Genomic DNA, 20,330 nt, shown 5'->3' on the forward strand with positions numbered 1-20,330 from the left:
TATTTTTTTACTATAAATTTTGAATATGTTGAAATTCCAATATTTTTAAAATTTCATGTATTTTCAGAACAGTTGTATAAATCATGATAAAATGGTATTCTAAATTTGTACTTTTAAGAAAACGTATCTTTTGGTACAAAAGAATAGATATTTTTACGGAGGGTAAAAAAATGGATATAAGAGAAAGACTATCTAAATTAAGAGAAATCATGGCATCAAAAAATATAGATGCATACATGATACCATCAGCTGACTTCCATCAGAGTGAATATGTTGGAGAATACTTTAAATCAAGAGAATTCATAAGTGGATTCAATGGTTCAGCTGGTACTGTTATAGTAACTAAAGATTTTGCAGGACTTTGGACTGACGGAAGATACTTCATACAGGCTGAAAAACAGTTAGAAGGAACTGGAATAGAATTAATGAAAATGGGTGTAGAAGGATTCCCTACTACAACTGAATTCTTAGTTGCTAACCTTTCAGAAGGATCTGTTCTAGGATTTGACGGTAGAGTTATATCTGCTAACGAAGGAAATGAACTTACTGCTGTTTTAGCTGAAAAAAATATAAAAATAGAATATCAGTATGATTTAATAGATGAAATATGGACAGAAAGACCAGCTTTATCTGATGCAAAAGCTTTTGCTTTAGATGTTAAATTCACTGGTGAAAGTATAGCTTCTAAATTAACTAGAATAAGAGAAAAAATGGCTGAAAAAGGTGCTTCTCATCACGTAATAACTACTCTTGATGATATCGCTTGGATATTCAATATGAGAGGTGGAGACGTAGCTCACAGTCCAGTTGTTTTAGCTTACACTGTTATAACTGCTGACAAAGTTTGCTTATTCTTAGATGAAACTAAATTACCTGAAGATTTAAAAGCTATATTCGTAGCTGAAAATATAGAAATATTACCTTACAACGATGTATACGAATTTGTTAAAGGTATACCAGCAGGAGAAAAAGTTTTAGTTGATGGAACTAAATTAAACTACGCTATATTCAACAATATAGTTGCAGAAAAAATAGTTGATTACAACCCATCTTTATTCTTCAAAGCTTGCAAAAACGAAACAGAACTTGCTTGTACAAGAAACGCTCATATAAAAGACGGTGTTGCTATAACTAAATTCATGTACTGGTTAAAAAATAACGTAGCTAAAGGTGGCATAACAGAACTTACTGCTCAGGCTAAAATACAGGAATTAAGAGCTGAACAGAAAGACTTCTTCGATACTTCATTCGGAAGTATATCAGCTTACAAAGAACACGCTGCTATGATGCACTACTCTTCTACTCCAGAAACTGATGTAGAATTAAAACCAGAACACTTATACTTATTAGATTCAGGTGGACAGTACTTAGATGGTACAACTGATATAACTAGAACATTCGTATTAGGTGAATTAACTGATGAATTAAAACTTCACTTCACTTCTGTTGTTAGAGGTATGATAAACTTATCATTAGCTAAATTCTTATACGGATGCCACGGATACAACCTTGACATACTTTGTAGAGGGGTTATGTGGAAAATGGGAATAGACTATCAGTGCGGTACTGGACATGGTATAGGTCATGTTCTTAACGTTCACGAAGCTCCAAACGGATTCAGATGGAGATTAGTTCCTGAAAGATTTGACTCTGCTGTTCTTGAAGAAGGTATGATAACTACTAACGAACCAGGTGTTTATATAGAAGGATCTCATGGTATAAGAATAGAAAACGAAATAGTTTGTAAAAAAGCTGAAAAGAACTTATACGGACAGTTTATGAACTTCGAAGTTATAACATTTGCTCCAATCGACTTAGATGGTATAGATCCAGAACTTATGACTAAAGAAGAAAGAGATTATCTAAACTGGTACCATGGACAGGTATTCGAAAAAATAGGACCACACTTAACTGAAGAAGAAAGAGAATGGTTAAAAGGATACACTAGAGCTATATAATTAAATAAAATTATATTTACTATTAATATAGAGGCTGTTGCAATTTTGCAATGGCCTTTTTTATAAGTAAGTAATCACAATTATTTACGCTCCAGGCTTCAGCACCCCATACAATTATATAAATTTTTTCAATGTATGGGGCGCTTGCAGTATTGTCGCTGTAAATTAATTTGTGATTACTTGCTCAAAAGTCTCATCGCAAAGATTGAACAGCACCTTTTATACAAATAGAACTATATAATTTTATTCATTTTATATAGCTCTATATGTATTGAATGAAGTTGATAATAGTTGAATATATTTATTTTATTATTTTTTATTTATTTGATTAGTTATTTTTTGATATATTTTAGTTTATAAGATTTGTTATTTGTGTTGAATTAAGTCGATTTTAATTATATAATTAGTAATAGTGAGTTTTTGTACTTATCTTTTTAAGATAATATTGGAATATATTTTATTTTCAGAAAATACAATTTAATAAGGAGGTTATGTATGAAAGAGAATTTTTCATGGAAGACTATTTTCAATATAGTAGCAATTCTTATAGGGAATGCTATTTATGCTTTAGCAGTTGTTCTGTTTATAGTACCAAATAATCTTATTACAGGAGGGACTACAGGGCTTTCATTGTTATTATACAATCAGTTTGGTATACCAATGTCTGGATTCATTTTTGTTTTTAATGGAGTTATGTTCCTTGTAGGTTTATTTGTTTTAGGTAAGAAGTTCGCACTTTCTACTTTAATAAGTACATTCTTCTACCCTACTGCATTTGCTTTCTTTGAAAAGACAATCGGTTATGGTGGTATGACAAGTGATAATTTACTTGCTGTTTTATGTGCTGGTATTATGATAGGTGTTGCTATAGGTATAGTTATTAAATGTGGTGCATCTACTGGTGGTATGGATATTCCTCCTCTAGTTATAAACAAAAAGGTTGGTATTCCAGTATCTGTAAGTATGTATTTCTTTGATTTCTTAATACTTCTTTCTCAGATGTTATTTACAAACAAAGAAATGGTATTATACGGAATACTTCTAGTTATGACTTATACTTTAGTACTTGATAATGTGCTTGTTATGGGTAAATCTCAGACTCAGGTTAAAATAGTATCTAAAGAATACGAAAAAATAAATACTATGATTTCAACAGAAATAGACAGAGGTACTACTCTTCTTCAGGCAGAAACAGGATATATGAAAAATGAATATCCAGTTGTACTAACTGTTATTTCTAATAGAGAGCTTCCTTCTTTAAATAGCAAGGTTCTTGAAATAGATCCAAATGCATTTATGATAGTAAGTAAAGTAAATGAAGTTCATGGTAAAGGATTTACATTCAAAAAAGAATATATAGAAAACTAAATAGATAAATATACATACTTTTAAAATATATTTTTAATTATATATTTTTAATAATATTTTTTATCTTTTAAGTTTCTAAAAAGAATTTTAATGGCATTTTATCCAGTTGGATTTAATGCCATTTTTTTATTTTTAATTGAATGATATTAATTATAAATCGGTTTTATCCATATTATAAATTATTCGCATATTTCTATATATTTATTTTATAATATAAATATTTTAACTAATAACTTTTGTGAATTTATAGAAAATAGTATATTCAAGTGATATAATTTATAATAAGAGGATAAAAAACTAAATATTAAAAGGGGGGACAAAAATTGAAACAACAACAACTCGCATTAGATTTATTGGAAGCTGGAGAAACCACACAAACCTATTTAAATTCAGGGAAAGTTATACCTTCAGGTATTACTTCCAAAATGCTTTACAAAGACATTATCACAATAGCATGGCCTTCTCTTTTAGAACTTATGCTAACTCAGTTAGCTTCTATGGTCGATATGATAATGGTCGGTCGTCTTGGAGCCTCAGCTCTTACTGCTGTAGGTCTTACTACTCAACCAAAATTCCTAATAATATCAATTATAACATCTATAAATGTCGGTACAACTGCCCTAGTCGCTCGTAGCAAAGGACAAGGAAAACAAGAAAAGGCAAATCTCGTTTTGAGGCAGGCAATTTTAGTAAATATTTTTATATCGGCGTTAATTTCAATATTAATGTTTGTAACAGCAGAACCTATTATAAAATTTATGGGTGCTACTGATGCTCTTTCTTTAAAAGAAGGTACAGAATATTTAAAAATACAAATGCTTGGAATCCTTCCACTTGCTCTTACAGGTACAATTACAGCAGCACTTAGAGGTGCAGGAAATTCCAAAACAGCTATGATTTATAATTTAATAGGAAACTTAGCAAACGTGATTTTAAACTATGCATTAATCTACGGAAACTTTGGATGCCCAACATTAGAAGTTGCTGGTGCTTCACTTGCCACAATTTTAGGGCAGTTCGTAGCATTTATCATGGCTTGTGTTGCAGTTACTGGACATAGAAATTATGTAAGATTTAGAGTTAAAGATGGATTAAAACCTAATTTTAAAATGATGGCTGCAATTTCAGATATAGGTGTTCCAGCGCTTATCGAGCAGTTAGTTATGCGTGTAGGTTTTATAGCCTTTGCAAAAACAGTCGCATCACTTGGAACATTGGCATTTGCGGTTCACAATGTATGTATGAATATACGGGCGCTTTCATTTATGAATGGTCAGGCATTTGCAGTTTCTGCAACTTCTCTAGTAGGTCAAAGCTTAGGTAAAAAAAGAGCCGATATGGCGAATTTATACGCAACACGCTCAAGAAGAATGGGAACTGTAGTTTCTATTATACTTATGATTTTATTCTTTGTATTCCCAAAAGAAATAATATCACTTTACAATCCTGATCCTGAGATAGTAAATCTAGGTGCTAGACTTCTTATCATGGTGTCTATTATACAGATTCCTCAAGGCTCTCAGTTTATCATAAGTGGTATTTTAAGAGGTGCTGGCGATACTAAGGCAACTGCTGTAATAGTAACAGTTACTTCCCTATTCTTAAGACCAACACTTGCAATTGTAATGATTTATGGATTTGGCATGGGGCTTGAAGGTGCTTGGATTGCAATTATGGCAGACCAGCTTTTAAGAACACTGCTTGTATTTATACGATTCAGTAGTGGTAAATGGATTACAAAATTAGATAAATAGACTATAATAATAGTATGAAAAGTTTATATTCTAAAAAATAGATTTAATGAATATAGTATTTTCATGAATATGCAATTTAGAAAGGAATTATTTAAAATGTTAATAAGAAATGTAAATGAATCAGATTTTGAAGAAATATACAATCTTGTAAAAAATGCATTTGAAACAGCTAAAAATTCAACAGGAGATGAACGGGAGTTAGTTTGTGGTGTAAGAAATAGAGATACTTATGTTCCTGAATGTGAATTTGTAGCTGAAAAAGACGGTAAAATAATAGGACATGTAATACTTTCTAAGCAGGATGTTGAAACTGACGATGGTGGAGTCTTCCATGGAGTTAGAATTGAACAGATTGTCGTAGCAAAAGATGAAAGAGATAATAAACTCGGTGGAATGCTTATCTGCAATGCTTGTATGATGGCTGCAGAGCTTGGTTATCCAGGAGCTTTTGTCGTTGGAGATCCTGAGTATTTTGGTAAGTTTGGATTTATTGAAACTGCTGAATATGATATAGAGAATGTATCCGGAATAGATGACAAACTTGTACTAGCTTGCCCTACTTGTACAGGAGGATTCCGTGGAGTAAAAGGAAAGGTAAATTTACACTAAAATAAAGGACAAGAGAATAACTACTCTTTGCTCCAGGCTTCAGCGCCTCGCCCATTTATGTAATACATTTATAGGTTGCGAGGCGCTTGCAGTATTGTCGCTTTAGAGTAGTTATTTCTCTTGTCCCATTTTTTTACTATGGATTTACCTTTTAAAAAACTAAGAATAGTTTATCTTTATAATAAATTTTACCATCCTTTTTTTGTTTTAACCTTTTTCTTTTTCTCTTTTGAGTTGTCTAGGTTTATGTTGGATTTTATTGTTATTAGTATAGATAGTAATATCATTAAGGTGATTGATGTTATGTTTAGTCCTATGTTCCAATTTACGCTTACGTCGTAGCTTCTATATCCTATTAATCCTAATGTTGCAGTTATTGGATATATGTTTGCTAGAGCCATTTTTGATGATGCTAGTAATCCAGAATACCCATAGACAAATGCTGCTATTGCACCTACTAAGTATCCCTTTTGCTTTCTCCAAGATAATACTATTATCGGCATTGTTGCAATATAAAGGAATAAACTGTTTGCAGTTATGCTAAACAACGCTTCTATAGCATATTTCACTGTAAATCCAGTATAATTCATAACTTTTTCTCCTATTATCGTAAAAATAAAGCAACAAATTCCAAATAATATAGATACTACTCCACAAACAATCAACTTACAAAATACTAGCTTCTTATATGAAATAGGAACAGTAAGTATATTTTTCATTGTATCATTTTCGTATTCTCTGTTCATGATATACCCTGAAATCAACGTAATACAAACTGGGAATATCAATGTCATATTGTTTTTAATCACTTGCTCGTATAAATATCTAAAATCCCAAAATGATCCATCATTTGCAGTAGATGTGAATATAGTAAGTACTACAGATAAAAGCATCATAAAAATCCCAGATAATATAATATTGTATCTTTTTAATTTTAAAAATTCTGTTTTTATTATAGTAATCATACTACTCACTTCTCTTTCTATATATGTAATCAATTAAGAATATTGAAATTATACCAATCACTCCTAATATGGCAAATGTTTCTAAAGTGCTTGGTAATAAATTAAGCTTTTGAAATTCTGACAAGTCTAATACCATTCCTCTTTCAAGTAGCTCTTTTGACGACCAGAACATAGAAAGTGGAATTGGTAAAATCCATAATACAAACTTAGGTAAAACATCATACATCGCTGTTATCAATGTATTCAAGCTAGTCCAAAATACGCATAGCAAAATTGAAAAAATATATGTTTTGCTAAAATATACGACAACAACCACTAAAGGTAAAATACCTATACCCATAAGTATGCCCATTTCAGCAGAGATTAATAACTTATATCCAAAATCATTTAATTCAAAGAAGATTAATCCGCAAATTCCTGCTGCTATACATGATAGTAAGCAGAATATAATCGAACAAATAAGCATTAAAATAATCTTGGAAATTACTAGTTGCGTTGATGTTATAGGGATTGCTTTTAGATTTTTAAAGGTGTCATTATCTCTTTCTTCAAAGAAAATTACAGCTGCAAGTATTCCCAACATACAAGGAAGTAAAAACTGCATTCCGTACACTATAACCATGTCAAATAAGGAATCAAATGCGTCCTTTTGGCTCAGATACTCTCCTGAAACAAACTGTCCCTTTACGATAAAAGTGAGTGCTATTGGAAAAAGTAAAGAAAATATTACTCCAATAGGGATAAATTTTTTCCTCTTCAATTTTAAAAATTCGCATTTAACTAGTTTAAGCAATTCCAGCACCCCCAGTTATTCTCTTGAAATAATCTTCAAGTGTATCCTCTTTCATCCGTATTTCTTCTACAGCAATCCCTTCCTTCACAAGCTCTCTAATCAACTCTGGAATAACTAAATCTAAATCGTATATTTTTATAGTTCCGTTCTTTTCAACAGAATAATTTTTAATATTAAAACATGCTTCTAAAACTTTAACCGCTTTTGAATCATTAGGTGTAACTAATTTGATGTATTTTTTATTTCTATTTTCTAATTCTTCTAAACTTTCCTCTTCCAACAAAACTCCATTATCTATAATTCCAATATCATCCGCAATAAGCTCTATCTCAGATAAAATATGGCTAGAAATTAGAATTGTTTTGCCTTTTTCAGTACATAATTTTCTTATAAAAGTTCTAACTTCTGCTATTCCTATAGGATCAAGTCCATTTATTGGCTCATCTAATATTAAAATCTCAGGATCATGCATAACAGCAAGTGCTATTGCAAGTCTTTGCTTCATACCCATAGAATACTGTGAAAACAACTTTTTATCATTATATTTTAGCCCAACTAGCTCTAGTGATTCTTTTATAGCATTTCTTTTAGGAATACCTCTAAGCTGAGCAAATATTTTTAAGTTTTCTGTACCGGTTAAATTTGGATAAAATCCAGGAGATTCTATTAAGCAGCCTATTCTTGGTAGAATTTCCTTGTTGTGTTTTTTCATACTTTTTCCAAATACGATGACTTCTCCAGCAGATGAATCTATAAGATTTAAAATCATCTTCATTGTTGTAGTCTTACCTGCTCCATTTCTACCTAAAAGTCCGTATATTCTTCCCTTTTTTATATGTAGGTTTAAATCAGAAACACTTCTTTTTCCATTGTATTCTTTAGTTAATCCTTTTGTTTCTATTACATATTCACTCATATATAATCGCCTCTCTTTCTTTAATTAAATTGTAATACTTAAACCTAACATATACATTGCACCAACCTTGCATAAACCTTATATCTCTAAGGTGATTTCAAATTCTGTTCCTTCTCCAACTTCGCTTTCTACGTTTATACAACCGTTCATTTTCTCTATAAGTTCCTTAGTAATGTAAAGTCCTAATCCGCTTCCGACTTTATTTCTAGCCTTGTCGCATTTGTAAAGTCTGTCAAAAATATGCTCCAAATCATCAGGCTCTATACCTACTCCAAAATCTTTTATAGTTATAAATATTTTTCTAAATTCTTCTTTGATTGAAATTTGAATTTTTTTAGTCTTGCTGTGCTCAACTGCATTTTGGATTATATTATTTATAACCCTTGCATAAGCATTTTGATCTAAGTTGCATATTATCTCTTTCTCTTCTATTTCTATATCAAAATCTATATCCTTTTCTTCAAATATCACAATCCAGCTTTTTATAATATTTCTACTAAGCTCAGTAATTTCAGTATCCTTTAAATCTAAGTAGAATTCATTGGAATTTAATTTAAACCAATCAAATACATTATCCAAATATTCTTTAAGAGAGTAAGATTTTTCTCTTACAATATCTATATAATTTTCTATAATTTTATTATTTTCTAAAGTGTTATGATTTTCAATTGCATTTTGTAAATCGTATTTGTCATTTAAACCATCCTTTAATAATTCTTTTTTTATTGCATCGGTATATCCAATTATAGATGTTAGAGGAGTTCTTATATCGTGAGAAAGACTAGTCAATAGCTGATTATTCGCATTTTCCTTTTTTCTAAATTCTGCCAACTTTTCCTCATATATATATACAATCTCGTTTATTTTATATATTATTTCAGAAAAATTATCCTCATCTTTTGATAATATCTTCCTATTTCCATTGCCTTTTTTTATATCATCCAATACTTCATTCGATTGAGATATCTTATTATTTATAGATATTACCTTGCTGCACAAAACTATATTTAAAAGTAAAGAGATTGCCAGTAAGAAATACAAAACTTGCATACTTATACCCCCTTATTAAATCTATATCCTATGCCCTTCACAGTTTGGATGTATTTAGGATTTGAAGAATCTTCTTCTATTTTCTTTCTTATCCTGCTTATTACTGACATTATATTATTGTCGTCAAATGCATAACTTTCATTCCATACAGCTTCATATATCTGTTTTTTAGTAAGTATTCTACCTTGATTAATTGCACAAAAGTACAAAACATCAAATTCCTTTGGTAATAATTCAATCATGCCTTTATCAGTTTTTACAGAGTATTCATCAGGTAAAATTTCTAATCCTTCAAAATACAAACTTTCTCTATAATCTTCTGTGTTTTTGCTCTGTTTGTTATTCATATTGTATCTTCTAATCAATGAGTCAACTCTAGCCAGAAATTCCTCTGTATTAAACGGTTTTGTTATATAATCATCTGCTCCAAGTCTAAGTCCTTTGACTTTGCTTGATGTGTCATCTTTTGCGGTTAGCATAAGCACAGGAATATCGCTATTTTCTCTAACTATTTCAAGTGTTCTAAATCCGTCTAATCCTGGCATCATAACATCTAGGATCAGCATAATATATTCGTCTTTTTCAAGTTCGTTTATCGCTTCTATTCCGCTAAAGCATATTTTAGAATCTATATTTTCACTTTTTAGTGTTATTTGTAGTAGTTTGCATAATTCTTTATCGTCGTCTGCTATTAATATTTTTTTCATAATAATACCACCTTAATTTTTCTGTATTTAATAATATGATAACATAGTAATCTTGCACTAACCTTATAAAATAAAAAAGCTAGTCAACTCTTTATAAAGTTAACTAGCTTTTTTATTTTAATGACCTTTATGTTTTTCTTTCTTTTTCAATATGTGGATTTCCCTTTTTCTTTCCTTTTCAGCTTCTACTCTTTCCTTACGAGCAATTTTCTTTTCCTTCTTAATCTGTTCATGCTGCAATTTAAGAGCTTGTTGAGCTTTAGGGCCAATAAAATTACCTTGCACTTCTCTTTTTATTTTTCGCTGCATTCTTTTAGGATTTATCTTCTTTTCAGAGATAACTTCTCCACAAATTGCAGGACTGAATTTTAAACTATAATAATTCTTTTGAAGATATTCATAAACTTCATAATCCTTTGGCTCAGATGTGTTTAAAACTACTCTACAAACTTCATACCTATCGTCTATTGTTTGCTCAAATAATCCAATCCAAAATGGCCCTTCAAAGAATATTGTTAGTTTTTCTGATATTTTCTTCATATCCTGTTCCTCCTTATGTATTGTAAAATACATAGAATGGACAACCAAGGAGGCAGGTTACTTACGGAAATTCCGCGTCCGGACTACCAACCGAACTGTGTTTTTATCTATGTTGTTGAGTATATTTAACTCAATTTTATTATAGTATCTTTTTATAATAATTTTCAATATGTTTTAAAAGATTAAAAATATTTCTGATTCAATTTCTTACATCATCTTAGTTTTTTAAAATTTTCTCTGCTAGTTCAGGAATATTAACGCTCCCATCATAATCACTATCAGCACCACACACACGCTAGAGAAAATATTTACAACCTTGTATGTCTTATCTCCAAGAACTTTTCTCAGTAGTTTAAAAATCAATATCCCTACAATCCCACCTAAAGTATTATTTATCAAATCAGTTATATCGCATGCTCCAACTGCAAATATATACTGAATTATTTCGTAAACCAAACTTATTCCAAAAGGTACAGCTGCCATTTTTATAAACTTCCAATTATCTGCAAGCATAGCCGTAAACACACCAACAGGAATAAATACTATTGCATTGTTTATAATCTCGCTAAATGAAATCTTGCCATTAACAATCACAGATTCTTTAAACGGAATTAAGTTTATACTTCTTTCTGTAACTAAGCCACTTATAGAAAATTCTGTTTTGAAGACGATAATCCATGTAAGCAGCAAGAAGTACACAATGAATAGAATTGATGTAACTTTTTTATATTTTAATAGCGTTTCATTCATAACAACAACTCCCTTTTTACTATTTATATTTCAAAAGTGTACTAGCCGTATCATACATCTTTTTACAAGTGTATTATATAAATAGTACACTTTATTTGTCAACATAAAAAAATAATTCAAAATAGCATCCGAAAATTTTCATCAAATACTATTTTTAATAATTATCAAATGCCCTTTTGAACAACTAAATAAATAAAAAACAGTAATTTCTAACTAAAGATCCAATTATCGCATACGAAACAATAGTCAGCACAGTCAAGTCTACATACTCTGAGCCACTATAAAATACAGATTTATAGCTACTTCCCATTCTCAACTTACTTCTAAAACTATCCTTGCCCGATTTATTTTTAAAAATCTTTACAAATAAAATATAATAAATCCCAAATCCAATAACTGTTCCCAATGTATTCATCATTAAATCGTCTACATCAGTCGCTCTAAAGTTAAACATCTGTGTAATTTCTATAAATAGCGAGAATAAAAATCCTGCTTCTACAGTTTTCTTAAAAGATTCAAACTCATTCCACATAATTGGAAGCATTAACCCAAACGGTACAAACATTATCACATTTAAAACATTTGTACTCACCCCATTAACAGCAAATGGTATAAAGTTGAAGTTTAAATAATTTATTCCAAAGCCGAAATCTATTACTGATGGTATTCCAGCAGCTGAAACCATACCAGTTATTAAAAAAGTATATACAACGCAAGCAAGGAAATGGAGATTAGAATCCCCATTCCCTTCATAAACTCTGCCTGTCGAGTACAATTTTAAATCATATATTTTCATTTTATATCTTGATAAAACGAATAAAACTATTGGAAATACTGGTATGTAGTGTAGTATAGCTTCTTTAAGTTCTGATAACATCTATATTAATTCCTCTGCCATGTCTATTAATGTCTGTTCTGGCATTCCTTCATCAGATAATGAAGATATTGAATATCTAACACCGTCTTTTTCCCAAGCTACTGTAACTGATTTTTTATCTTCAACTTTATCACTTCCGTAAGATATAGTCATCTTACCTTCTTTTTCTAACTGTTTTTCTTCTGCTGTTTTTTCGTGTTCAGGTGGAACAAATCTTATATTTGTAGTTGAGACGAATAATTTTGTTCCATTTACTTCAACATTTCTATATCCATTCTGTTCTTCTAAAGCTATTTCTGATGGCATTGTCTTATGTGCATCTACAAATATTTCTGGAGAACCGTCTTTTTTATAAACTAGGTTCATCGCTTTAGTCTTATCTAATGTATCTCCATTTGATCCAGTTGTATTTAAATCTTCAATAACTGCTCCGTCAAATTTATATCCATTTGCAAATTCATCTACAAAAGCTTTTCTAACTCCTGTTTCTTTTTCCATCTGTTCTATTGTAGGTACTTCTTTATATTTATATACGCTTGATGAGCTTCCAAAATATCCTACTGCTTTTCCACCTGCATATACTCCTACAGTTGTTATCATTAATGCACATGCTACTGATGCAACTTTTAACATTTTTCTATTTCTCTTCATAGTAACCACCTTTTCCTTTCTACTCTGTTCAAATTCTATCTGTGATTTTATTTTTTCGAACATATCATCTGAAGGCTGAACATCTTCAGACATTTTTACCATTGCTTTTCTTATTTTTAAATCTATATTATCCTTTTTCATAGTTCACACCTCCAAAATAATTAAGTGATTCAATCTTACCCTTTAAAAGCCTTCTAGCCTTGAAAAGTCTCGATTTAACAGTTCCTTCAAATACATCCAACATATTAGCGATTTCTTTTACGCTAAATCCGTTGAAATAATATAGTACAACTACAGCTCTATACTTCTCATCGAGATTATTTACAGCACTTCTGACAATTTCTACAGTTTCTGATTCCAGACACTTTGTCATATTGTCGCTTTCATGATTTTGCTCCCGTTCTGCTTTTGCAAATATTTCATCAATTGGAACATTCTTTTTATCTGATTTGGAAAGTTTCCATGCCATTCTTGTAAGTATTTTGTAAAACCAAGTTTTAAAATAATCCGGATTTTTAAGGCTGCCTATGTTTAGATAACATTGGACAAATGTTTCTTGAACAATGTCCTCACTTGTAGCTTTGTTGCCACATATTAGATAAGCAGTTCTCATTGCGGTACCTTTGTATTTGTTAAAGAGCTCTTCAAATGCTTCAAAATCACCATTGGCAACTTTTTCAACAAGTTCTCTATCTTCCAAACTTAACACCTCCTTTATCGATGCATCTGTATATAAGAGCATAGTCGTTTGTATTTGGTTCACAGATTTTATAAATTTTTTTAAAAATTTTTGTGGTTACTACAAAGTAGTATATTATTGAATAGTTTTTTTAGCAATAATAACTCATTTTTCTTTTGAGCAAAATAAGTATAAAAAAAGTGCCACCTTTTACTAATCAAGTAAAGTATGACACTTTTCCATTTATATTTATTTATATTTTTACATATTCTCTATATTTTTATATATTCTCTATATACTTTCAGCTCTCTCTAATGCAGTATCTATAGAAGGACATACATTTTCTCTTCCTATGTCATCTATAAATCCTGATTTTTCCATAAACTGAAGTGGCTGATCATTTACATGAGAGAATATAAGCACAACATTGTATTTCTTACATTTTGCATGAAGTTCTCTCAATTTATTAAGTGAAGTCGTATCCATTGCAGGAACACTTCTCATTCTAAGAATTATCGCCTTCTTAGTTTTATCAAATATTACATTATTTATTTTATCCGCAGCTCCGAAGAACATTGGTCCTGTTATTTCAAATACTAGTACATCTTTTGGAACGTATCTTAGTGATATGTTTCCAGTATCTGAATCTTCATCATAGTTTTCGTCCTCTTCTTCAATATATTTCCATCCGTAAACGTCTGTAACATCTGCCATACGTCTCATAAATAGTACAGAAGCAAGTACTAAACCAAATCCTATCGCTATAGCTAGGTCAAATACAACTGTTAATGTAAATGTAGCAACAAGAACCATTATATCGCTCTTTGGAGATTCTTTTATTACATCTACAAACTCTCTCCACTCACTCATGTTGTACGCAACCATAAATAATATAGCAGCTATACAAGGCATTGGTATTAATGCAGCATAAGGCATTAATAATAGTAGAGTTATAAGAAGTACAATTGCATGAACCATACCAGCTATTGGAGAACGTCCTCCATTTTTGATATTTGCTGCAGTTCTTGCTATTGCTCCTGTTGCAGGTATCCCACCAAATAAAGCAGATGCTGTATTTCCTATCCCCTGTGCAACAAGTTCCATGTTAGAATTGTGTCTACTACCAATCATACCATCTGCAACAACACAAGATAAAAGTGATTCTATTGCAGCAAGTACTGCTATTGTGAACGCATCTGGTAACACGTTTCTAACTGTATCGTATGTAACTGTAGGCATTGTAAAATGAGGTAGTGATGATGAAATTGTGTATAAATCACCGATTGTATTAACATTTAAATCCATTACTTTTACTAATGCAGCACTTACTAAAACTGCTATAAGCGATCCTGGAATTTTTTTAGATATATGAGGCCATATAATAAGTATTGCTAATGAAATAACTCCTACTAAAAGAGCAGTAGTGTTTATTGTTGATATGCTTCTAAAAATTTCAGTTACTTTTTCAATTGTTTCTATTGGTGAATTTTCGAATGTAAGACCTAAAAAGTCTTTTACCTGTCCGATAAATATAGTTACAGCTATTCCTGAAGTGAATCCTGTAGTGATTGTGTAAGGTATGAATTTGATTAGATTTCCCATTTTAAATATTCCCATAAGTATAAGGAATATCCCTGCAAGTATTGTCGCTACTACTAGTCCGTCCATTCCGTCTGTGGCAACTATCCCTGCTACTATTGATGCAAATGCTGCAGTAGGTCCTGCTATCTGGACTTTACTACCACCTAGTGCAGAAATTAAAAATCCTGCTATTATCGCCGTATAAATCCCCTGTTCAGGTCTTACACCCGACGCAAGTGCAAGAGCTATCGATAAAGGAAGTGCAATGATTGCTACTATAATACCAGCGGTTAAGTCTTTAGTAAATGACTTTGCTGAGTAACCCTTCATCGAATGGACCAATTCTGGTCTTAAAGTTCTCATAAATAGTTCCTCCCAAATATATTTTAATTATCACATTAATAGTTTACCATTTTAATAAGTATATTCAAGGATTTTGATTTTTTTATATGTATTAAATTCATTTTATAATTTATATTCATTTTAACTTCAAATTAAATAGGCTTATTTCAACATTTATTTTATAAATTTTTAGAAAAATGATTGTTAAAATGCAAACTTTATTTTAGAAAATTCATTTTTAATTATATGTAAACCTATTATTTTTTATTTATCAGGATCTAATCCTGACCATCCGGTTTCTTCCATATTGAGTATTTTTTCAAAATCTTCTTTTTCAAGTTCAAAATCTAGTATATCCATATTCTGTTTCATTCTCTCAATAGATGAAGATTTTGGTAGAGGAACTACATCATTTTGGATATATCCACTCCTTTTAGTTTGATATTTTATATTACTTTTCTTTTATCTTGACAAAGTAATTTCCTCTCATAACAACTCCCTCTGGATCAGCAATTTCATACAATACACCATCAATTTCAACTTCATTATCTGATATAAATTTACAAGTTTGATTATTTTTAGCACAGTATTTTTCAACTGCTTTTATTGTTTCAACTAAGTTCCGAGGTTTCGTTGAATCTTCTATATCTAATATTATACTTTTCTTAAAAAATCCCATAATATTACCTTCTTTCTTATTAATATCTTATTATTAACAATTATTTATTTTCTTATTTTTATTATACTATCTTTTTAAGCCTAATCAATATATTTAAAGTAAGTGGTATTATTTTTACATTTAACTGGTTTTCTATATACAAAAAAGAACTGTTACAACACTGCAACAGTTCCTAATACTATATATCCTAAATTTTCTATATTAATTCTTCATATTTAAAACATGCACAAACATGTCCTTTTTTAACTTCTCTTAGTTCTGGTTTTTCATTTTTACATTTTTCATCAGCATAAGGACATCTTGTTGAGAAGCAACACCCTTTTGGAATATTCATTGGTCCTGGCTGCTCTCCTCTCATAATATCTTTATGTTCATGTTCTACATCGTCTACAGTCGGAATTGATGCTATAAGACCCTTAGTGTATGGATGAACAGGATTTCTAAATACATCCTCGCTATCTCCTATTTCAACCATATTCCCTAAATACATAACACCTATTCTATCACTTATATAGTAAACCATAGATAAGTCATGTGATGTAAATAAATAAGTAAGCTCAAATTCTTTCTGTAAATCTTTAAGCATATTTATAACTTGAGCCTGAACAGATACATCTAGTGCAGAAACAGGTTCATCACAGAATATAAATTCTGGGTCAGAAATTACAGCTCTAGCTATCCCTATTCTCTGTCTCTGACCACCACTGAATTCATAAGGGAATTTTTCCATATCTTCTTCATTCATTCTAACTATTGATAAAATGTTTTTTATCTTAGTTTCTATCTCATCTTTTCCAAGTCCCATAAGTTTTAAAGGTTCTTCTATAAGTTGTCTAACAGTCCAGCTTGGGTTTAGAGATGAGTATGGATCCTGGAAAATTATCTGTATTTTATTTCTGTACTTATCCCATTCTTTTTCACTTACCGTAGTTATATCTGTACCATTATATATTATATTCCCATCGCTTACATCCTGCATTTTTAACAAGCATCTACCAAGCGTTGACTTACCACAACCAGACTCACCAACAAGTCCAAATGTTTCACCTTTATATATATCAAAAGATACGTTATTTACAGCATTTACAACCCCTATAGTTTTTCCAAAGAAGTTTTTGATAGGGAAAGATTTTTTTAGATTCTTTATTTCTAAAAGAACTTCTTTATTATTTTCCATTTTCATCAACTCCTTCTTCAAATTTACCTGCTAAGAAACAAGCTGCCTTCTGTGTTTCTGAGAATACAATATGTTTAGGTAGCTCATTTTCACATTTTTCAAGCTTGTACTTACATCTATCTGCAAATGGACATCCTTTTGGCATTTTTGATAAAGATGGAGGCGTACCTTCAATAGTTGTAAGTCTTGTATGTCTACTTTTATTTATATCTGGTATTGATTCTAATAATGATTTTGTGTATGGATGTTTAGGTGAGTTGAATATTTCTTCTGTTGTACCTTCTTCAACTATTATCCCGCCGTACATTACAGCAACTTTTGTACAAGTAGATGCCATTACACCCATATCATGACTTATTAAAATTATAGACATGTTTCTTTCTTCATTTATTTCTTTTAATAATTCAAGTATCTGAGCCTGAATTGTTACATCAAGTGCTGTTGTAGGCTCATCTGCTATTAAAAGAGATGGCTCACAACAAAGAGCCATAGCTATTAAAACCCTCTGTCTCATCCCACCACTGAATTCATGTGGATACCGTTTCATTCTCATTTCAGGGTTTGTAATTCCAACTTTTTTTAGCATATCAAGGGCTATATTATAAGCTTCTTCTTTGCTACAATTTCTATGTCTCATAACAACTTCTGTTAAGTGTTTTCCAATTCTTTTAAGCGGATTTAAAGATGTCATTGGATCTTGGAAAATCATCGCCATTTCTTTTCCTCTATATTTTCTAAGTTCATCTTCTGTTTTTAAAAGGATATTCTCACCTTTATAATTTATTTCATCGGCTGTTATTTCGGCAGTTGATGGAAGTATTCTCATTACACTTTTCATGCACACACTTTTTCCACTTCCAGACTCTCCAACTATTCCCAAAATCTCTCCCTGAGAAACATTTATATCAATTCCTCTTATGGCCTTTACATCTCCTTTTGGAGTATGGAAAACTGTTTGTAGATTTTTTACATTTAATATATTATTATCCATAATTTATTCCTCCTCCTGAGATATTCTTGGCTCTACATATATTCTCAATAGGTCTCCTAATTTATTGAAAGAACAAATTGTTAGGACTATTAATATACCTGGTATAAAAGCCATATAAGGTGCTTTTGCTAAATTTGTCTGTGCAGTCTGAAGAAGGCTTCCCCAGCTTGCCATAGGTGCTTGTATTCCTATACCTAAGAAACTCATCGTACTTTCAACCATTATTGCATTTGCAATGGCAGATGTTGCAGATGTTATAATAAGTGGGTATATTGATGGAAGTATATGTTTAGTCATTATAGTCCATTTTGGCACACCAATTAATTCTGCATACTGAACATATTCTCTATTTTTAGCGCTCATAGTTTCAGAACGAACTAGTCTTGCTATTTCCATCCAACTGAATAAACCTATTACTAAAATTATTGAGAATAATCCTTTTTTAAATATAAGGCTTACAACAGTAACCATTATTATCCATGGAACAGAGCAAAATACATCAACTGTTCTCATTATTATACTGTCTACTAATCCTCCAAAATATCCTGAAATAATCCCTAGTGTAACACCTATTACAACAGATGTAGCCATAGCCAAAACACCAACTATTAGAGATATTTTTGCTCCATTAAGAACTCTTATAAAATAGTCTCTTCCTAATTCATCTGTTCCAAATATATGAGATAGTGAAGGTCCTTGTAGCATATTCCCTATATCTATTGCATTTGGATCTATAGGTAGCATTGCAACAACTATACTTGATACTATAACTAGAACTAAAAATATAAGTGAAAGCTGAGTAGCTCTATCATTACAGAATATTCTTTTTACATTTTCAAATCTTCTGTTGTTCATCTATATAATACGGATTTTTCCGTCTCCTTTCCTAATATATATCTTTATTACTTTATCTTTATTACTTTTCTTAATCTTTTAAATTTATTATTTATCTATTCTTATTCTAGGGTCTATTAATGCACAAAGTACATCAGATAATAGGTTTCCTAAAATTACTAATGAGCCAGAAAGTACTAAAATACTCATAACTATTGGATAATCAAGTGAGCTTATTGCTTTTACAAAGTAAACTCCTATTCCTGGCCATGAGAATACAGTCTCTGTTATAACAGCTCCTGTAACAAGCATAGGTAAAGACATACCTAATTTTGTAACCATTGGAAGTAGTACGTTCCACATTACATGTTTGAATAGAATCTCTCTTTTACTAGCCCCAAATGCCTTTTGAACTAGTACATAATCCTCTCCTAATTGTGTTATTGCCGAACTTCTTACATATCTTATTAAATCTGGTAAAAATCCTATAACAAGTACGCAGTAAGGCATTATAAAATGAAGCATAAAATCTCCAAATGAATTATCTCCTATCTTATGCATACCCATTATTGGAAGTAAATCCAATTTACATCCAAAGAGGTAAATTGCAAGTAGAGCTAACCAGAATGTTGGAACTGATAACCCTACTGATGCCATTGTATTTATAAGTTTATCAACTTTTTTATTCTTGTGATACGCTGCAAATAATCCTATTATTATCGCAAGAATAAATGCAGTCATATAAGATGGTAAAACAAGTTTTACCGTATTAGGTATTTTTTCTTTTAAATCATTTTCTATTTTTGTGTGACTAACTAGTGAATAACCTAATTCACCTTTACATATATTCTGCACCCATCTAACATATTGAACTGGTACAGGATCATTAAGTCCATATTCTTCTCTCTTTGCCCGAACCTCTTCTCTTGTCATAGTTGGAGTAATAAGTGCATCCACTGCATCATAAGGTGCTAGGTTTATAAGGGCAAAACATATAGCTGTAATAGCTATTAATAGCGGTATCGCTTGGGCTATTCTTTTTATTATATATTTAAACACGCTTTCTCCTTTCATTAAAAAAGGGGACTTCTCAGTCCCCCTATATTACT

At 30.8% G+C, this 20,330-nt stretch carries 20 protein-coding genes; 4 read left to right on the plus strand and 16 right to left on the minus strand.

Annotation, left to right across the window (positions count from 1 at the left end; all coding sequences use genetic code 11):
- The first annotated feature begins 170 nt into the window (after nt 1–170).
- The 4 genes from ACK2WO_RS08175 (at nt 171) to ACK2WO_RS08190 (ending at nt 5,689) form a co-directional block, all read left to right on the plus strand.
- Nucleotides 171–1,958 carry an aminopeptidase P family protein gene (locus ACK2WO_RS08175; protein ID WP_414697399.1) on the plus strand — a complete coding sequence of 596 codons (1,788 nt, stop codon included), beginning with the start codon at nt 171–173 and terminating at the stop codon, nt 1,956–1,958.
- A 495-nt stretch (nt 1,959–2,453) separates the two neighbouring features.
- The gene (locus ACK2WO_RS08180) at nt 2,454–3,326 is read left to right on the plus strand and encodes a YitT family protein (protein ID WP_414697400.1); all 873 of its coding nucleotides are present in this window, start codon (nt 2,454–2,456) and stop codon (nt 3,324–3,326) included.
- A gap of 323 nt (nt 3,327–3,649) precedes the next feature.
- Nucleotides 3,650–5,080, plus strand: coding sequence for an MATE family efflux transporter (locus ACK2WO_RS08185; protein WP_414697401.1), 1,431 nt, complete (start codon nt 3,650–3,652; stop codon nt 5,078–5,080).
- Between the two features lie 96 nt (nt 5,081–5,176).
- On the plus strand, nt 5,177–5,689 hold the full coding sequence (locus tag ACK2WO_RS08190; protein WP_414697402.1) for a GNAT family N-acetyltransferase: 513 nt from the start codon (nt 5,177–5,179) through the stop codon (nt 5,687–5,689).
- A gap of 188 nt (nt 5,690–5,877) precedes the next feature.
- On the opposite strand, the gene ACK2WO_RS08195 is transcribed toward ACK2WO_RS08190, so the two are convergent.
- From ACK2WO_RS08195 to ACK2WO_RS08270, 16 genes are all read right to left on the minus strand, one after another.
- Nucleotides 5,878–6,654, minus strand: coding sequence for an ABC transporter permease (locus ACK2WO_RS08195; protein WP_414697403.1), 777 nt, complete (start codon nt 6,652–6,654; stop codon nt 5,878–5,880).
- A 1-nt stretch (nt 6,655) separates the two neighbouring features.
- Nucleotides 6,656–7,447 (minus strand): ABC transporter permease, encoded by a 792-nt coding sequence (locus ACK2WO_RS08200; RefSeq protein WP_414697404.1) that lies wholly within the window; start codon nt 7,445–7,447, stop codon nt 6,656–6,658.
- Nucleotides 7,440–8,363 carry an ABC transporter ATP-binding protein gene (locus ACK2WO_RS08205; RefSeq protein WP_414697405.1) on the minus strand — a complete coding sequence of 308 codons (924 nt, stop codon included), beginning with the start codon at nt 8,361–8,363 and terminating at the stop codon, nt 7,440–7,442. Before ACK2WO_RS08205 ends, ACK2WO_RS08200 begins: the two co-directional genes overlap by 8 nt.
- 78 nt (nt 8,364–8,441) lie before the next feature.
- Nucleotides 8,442–9,413 carry a sensor histidine kinase gene (locus tag ACK2WO_RS08210; RefSeq protein ID WP_414697406.1) on the minus strand — a complete coding sequence of 324 codons (972 nt, stop codon included), beginning with the start codon at nt 9,411–9,413 and terminating at the stop codon, nt 8,442–8,444.
- Between the two features lie 2 nt (nt 9,414–9,415).
- A complete protein-coding gene (locus ACK2WO_RS08215) occupies nt 9,416–10,120 on the minus strand; it encodes a response regulator transcription factor (protein ID WP_006439527.1) in 705 nt (234 codons plus the stop codon).
- Nucleotides 10,121–10,237: 117 nt separating this feature from the next.
- Nucleotides 10,238–10,660, minus strand: a complete 423-nt coding sequence (locus ACK2WO_RS08220; protein ID WP_414697407.1) for a YjdF family protein — start codon at nt 10,658–10,660, stop codon at nt 10,238–10,240.
- A gap of 240 nt (nt 10,661–10,900) precedes the next feature.
- On the minus strand, nt 10,901–11,410 hold the full coding sequence (locus ACK2WO_RS08225; RefSeq protein ID WP_414697408.1) for a VanZ family protein: 510 nt from the start codon (nt 11,408–11,410) through the stop codon (nt 10,901–10,903).
- A 184-nt stretch (nt 11,411–11,594) separates the two neighbouring features.
- Nucleotides 11,595–12,287, minus strand: a complete 693-nt coding sequence (locus ACK2WO_RS08230; protein WP_414697409.1) for a VanZ family protein — start codon at nt 12,285–12,287, stop codon at nt 11,595–11,597.
- Entirely contained in the window at nt 12,288–13,079 is a 792-nt protein-coding gene (locus ACK2WO_RS08235; RefSeq protein WP_414697410.1) for a hypothetical protein, read from the minus strand.
- Nucleotides 13,066–13,647, minus strand: a complete 582-nt coding sequence (locus ACK2WO_RS08240; protein ID WP_414697411.1) for an RNA polymerase sigma factor — start codon at nt 13,645–13,647, stop codon at nt 13,066–13,068. Before ACK2WO_RS08240 ends, ACK2WO_RS08235 begins: the two co-directional genes overlap by 14 nt.
- A gap of 261 nt (nt 13,648–13,908) precedes the next feature.
- A complete protein-coding gene (locus ACK2WO_RS08245) occupies nt 13,909–15,561 on the minus strand; it encodes a SulP family inorganic anion transporter (RefSeq protein WP_414697412.1) in 1,653 nt (550 codons plus the stop codon).
- A 430-nt stretch (nt 15,562–15,991) separates the two neighbouring features.
- Entirely contained in the window at nt 15,992–16,219 is a 228-nt protein-coding gene (locus ACK2WO_RS08250) for a DUF4318 domain-containing protein (RefSeq protein WP_414697413.1), read from the minus strand.
- Between the two features lie 196 nt (nt 16,220–16,415).
- The gene (locus ACK2WO_RS08255) at nt 16,416–17,396 is read right to left on the minus strand and encodes an ABC transporter ATP-binding protein (protein ID WP_414697414.1); all 981 of its coding nucleotides are present in this window, start codon (nt 17,394–17,396) and stop codon (nt 16,416–16,418) included.
- A complete protein-coding gene (locus ACK2WO_RS08260) occupies nt 17,386–18,387 on the minus strand; it encodes an ABC transporter ATP-binding protein (RefSeq protein ID WP_414697415.1) in 1,002 nt (333 codons plus the stop codon). Before ACK2WO_RS08260 ends, ACK2WO_RS08255 begins: the two co-directional genes overlap by 11 nt.
- Before the next feature lie 3 nt (nt 18,388–18,390).
- Complete coding sequence (locus ACK2WO_RS08265; protein ID WP_414697416.1) at nt 18,391–19,242, minus strand: ABC transporter permease; 852 nt, start codon at nt 19,240–19,242, stop codon at nt 18,391–18,393.
- Nucleotides 19,243–19,329: 87 nt separating this feature from the next.
- Entirely contained in the window at nt 19,330–20,280 is a 951-nt protein-coding gene (locus ACK2WO_RS08270) for an ABC transporter permease (protein ID WP_414697417.1), read from the minus strand.
- Nucleotides 20,281–20,330: the final 50 nt, after the last annotated feature.

Source organism: Peptacetobacter sp. AB845 (genome assembly GCF_047528295.1).
Taxonomy (GTDB): Bacteria; Bacillota; Clostridia; order Peptostreptococcales; family Peptostreptococcaceae; genus Peptacetobacter.

What these genes read in the sequence shown, in the direction of transcription:
- ACK2WO_RS08225 (WP_414697408.1), bottom strand. Translation starts at nt 11,410, where the DNA reads ATGAATGAAACGCTATTAAAATATAAAAAAGTTACATCAATTCTATTC.
- ACK2WO_RS08180 (WP_414697400.1), top strand. Translation starts at nt 2,454, where the DNA reads ATGAAAGAGAATTTTTCATGGAAGACTATTTTCAATATAGTAGCAATT.
- ACK2WO_RS08195 (WP_414697403.1), bottom strand. Translation starts at nt 6,654, where the DNA reads ATGATTACTATAATAAAAACAGAATTTTTAAAATTAAAAAGATACAAT.
- ACK2WO_RS08190 (WP_414697402.1), top strand. Translation starts at nt 5,177, where the DNA reads ATGTTAATAAGAAATGTAAATGAATCAGATTTTGAAGAAATATACAAT.
- ACK2WO_RS08205 (WP_414697405.1), bottom strand. Translation starts at nt 8,363, where the DNA reads ATGAGTGAATATGTAATAGAAACAAAAGGATTAACTAAAGAATACAAT.
- ACK2WO_RS08245 (WP_414697412.1), bottom strand. Translation starts at nt 15,561, where the DNA reads ATGAGAACTTTAAGACCAGAATTGGTCCATTCGATGAAGGGTTACTCA.
- ACK2WO_RS08265 (WP_414697416.1), bottom strand. Translation starts at nt 19,242, where the DNA reads ATGAACAACAGAAGATTTGAAAATGTAAAAAGAATATTCTGTAATGAT.
- ACK2WO_RS08175 (WP_414697399.1), top strand. Translation starts at nt 171, where the DNA reads ATGGATATAAGAGAAAGACTATCTAAATTAAGAGAAATCATGGCATCA.
- ACK2WO_RS08250 (WP_414697413.1), bottom strand. Translation starts at nt 16,219, where the DNA reads ATGGGATTTTTTAAGAAAAGTATAATATTAGATATAGAAGATTCAACG.
- ACK2WO_RS08210 (WP_414697406.1), bottom strand. Translation starts at nt 9,413, where the DNA reads ATGCAAGTTTTGTATTTCTTACTGGCAATCTCTTTACTTTTAAATATA.
- ACK2WO_RS08215 (WP_006439527.1), bottom strand. Translation starts at nt 10,120, where the DNA reads ATGAAAAAAATATTAATAGCAGACGACGATAAAGAATTATGCAAACTA.
- ACK2WO_RS08235 (WP_414697410.1), bottom strand. Translation starts at nt 13,079, where the DNA reads ATGAAAAAGGATAATATAGATTTAAAAATAAGAAAAGCAATGGTAAAA.
- ACK2WO_RS08255 (WP_414697414.1), bottom strand. Translation starts at nt 17,396, where the DNA reads ATGGAAAATAATAAAGAAGTTCTTTTAGAAATAAAGAATCTAAAAAAA.
- ACK2WO_RS08230 (WP_414697409.1), bottom strand. Translation starts at nt 12,287, where the DNA reads ATGTTATCAGAACTTAAAGAAGCTATACTACACTACATACCAGTATTT.
- ACK2WO_RS08260 (WP_414697415.1), bottom strand. Translation starts at nt 18,387, where the DNA reads ATGGATAATAATATATTAAATGTAAAAAATCTACAAACAGTTTTCCAT.
- ACK2WO_RS08220 (WP_414697407.1), bottom strand. Translation starts at nt 10,660, where the DNA reads ATGAAGAAAATATCAGAAAAACTAACAATATTCTTTGAAGGGCCATTT.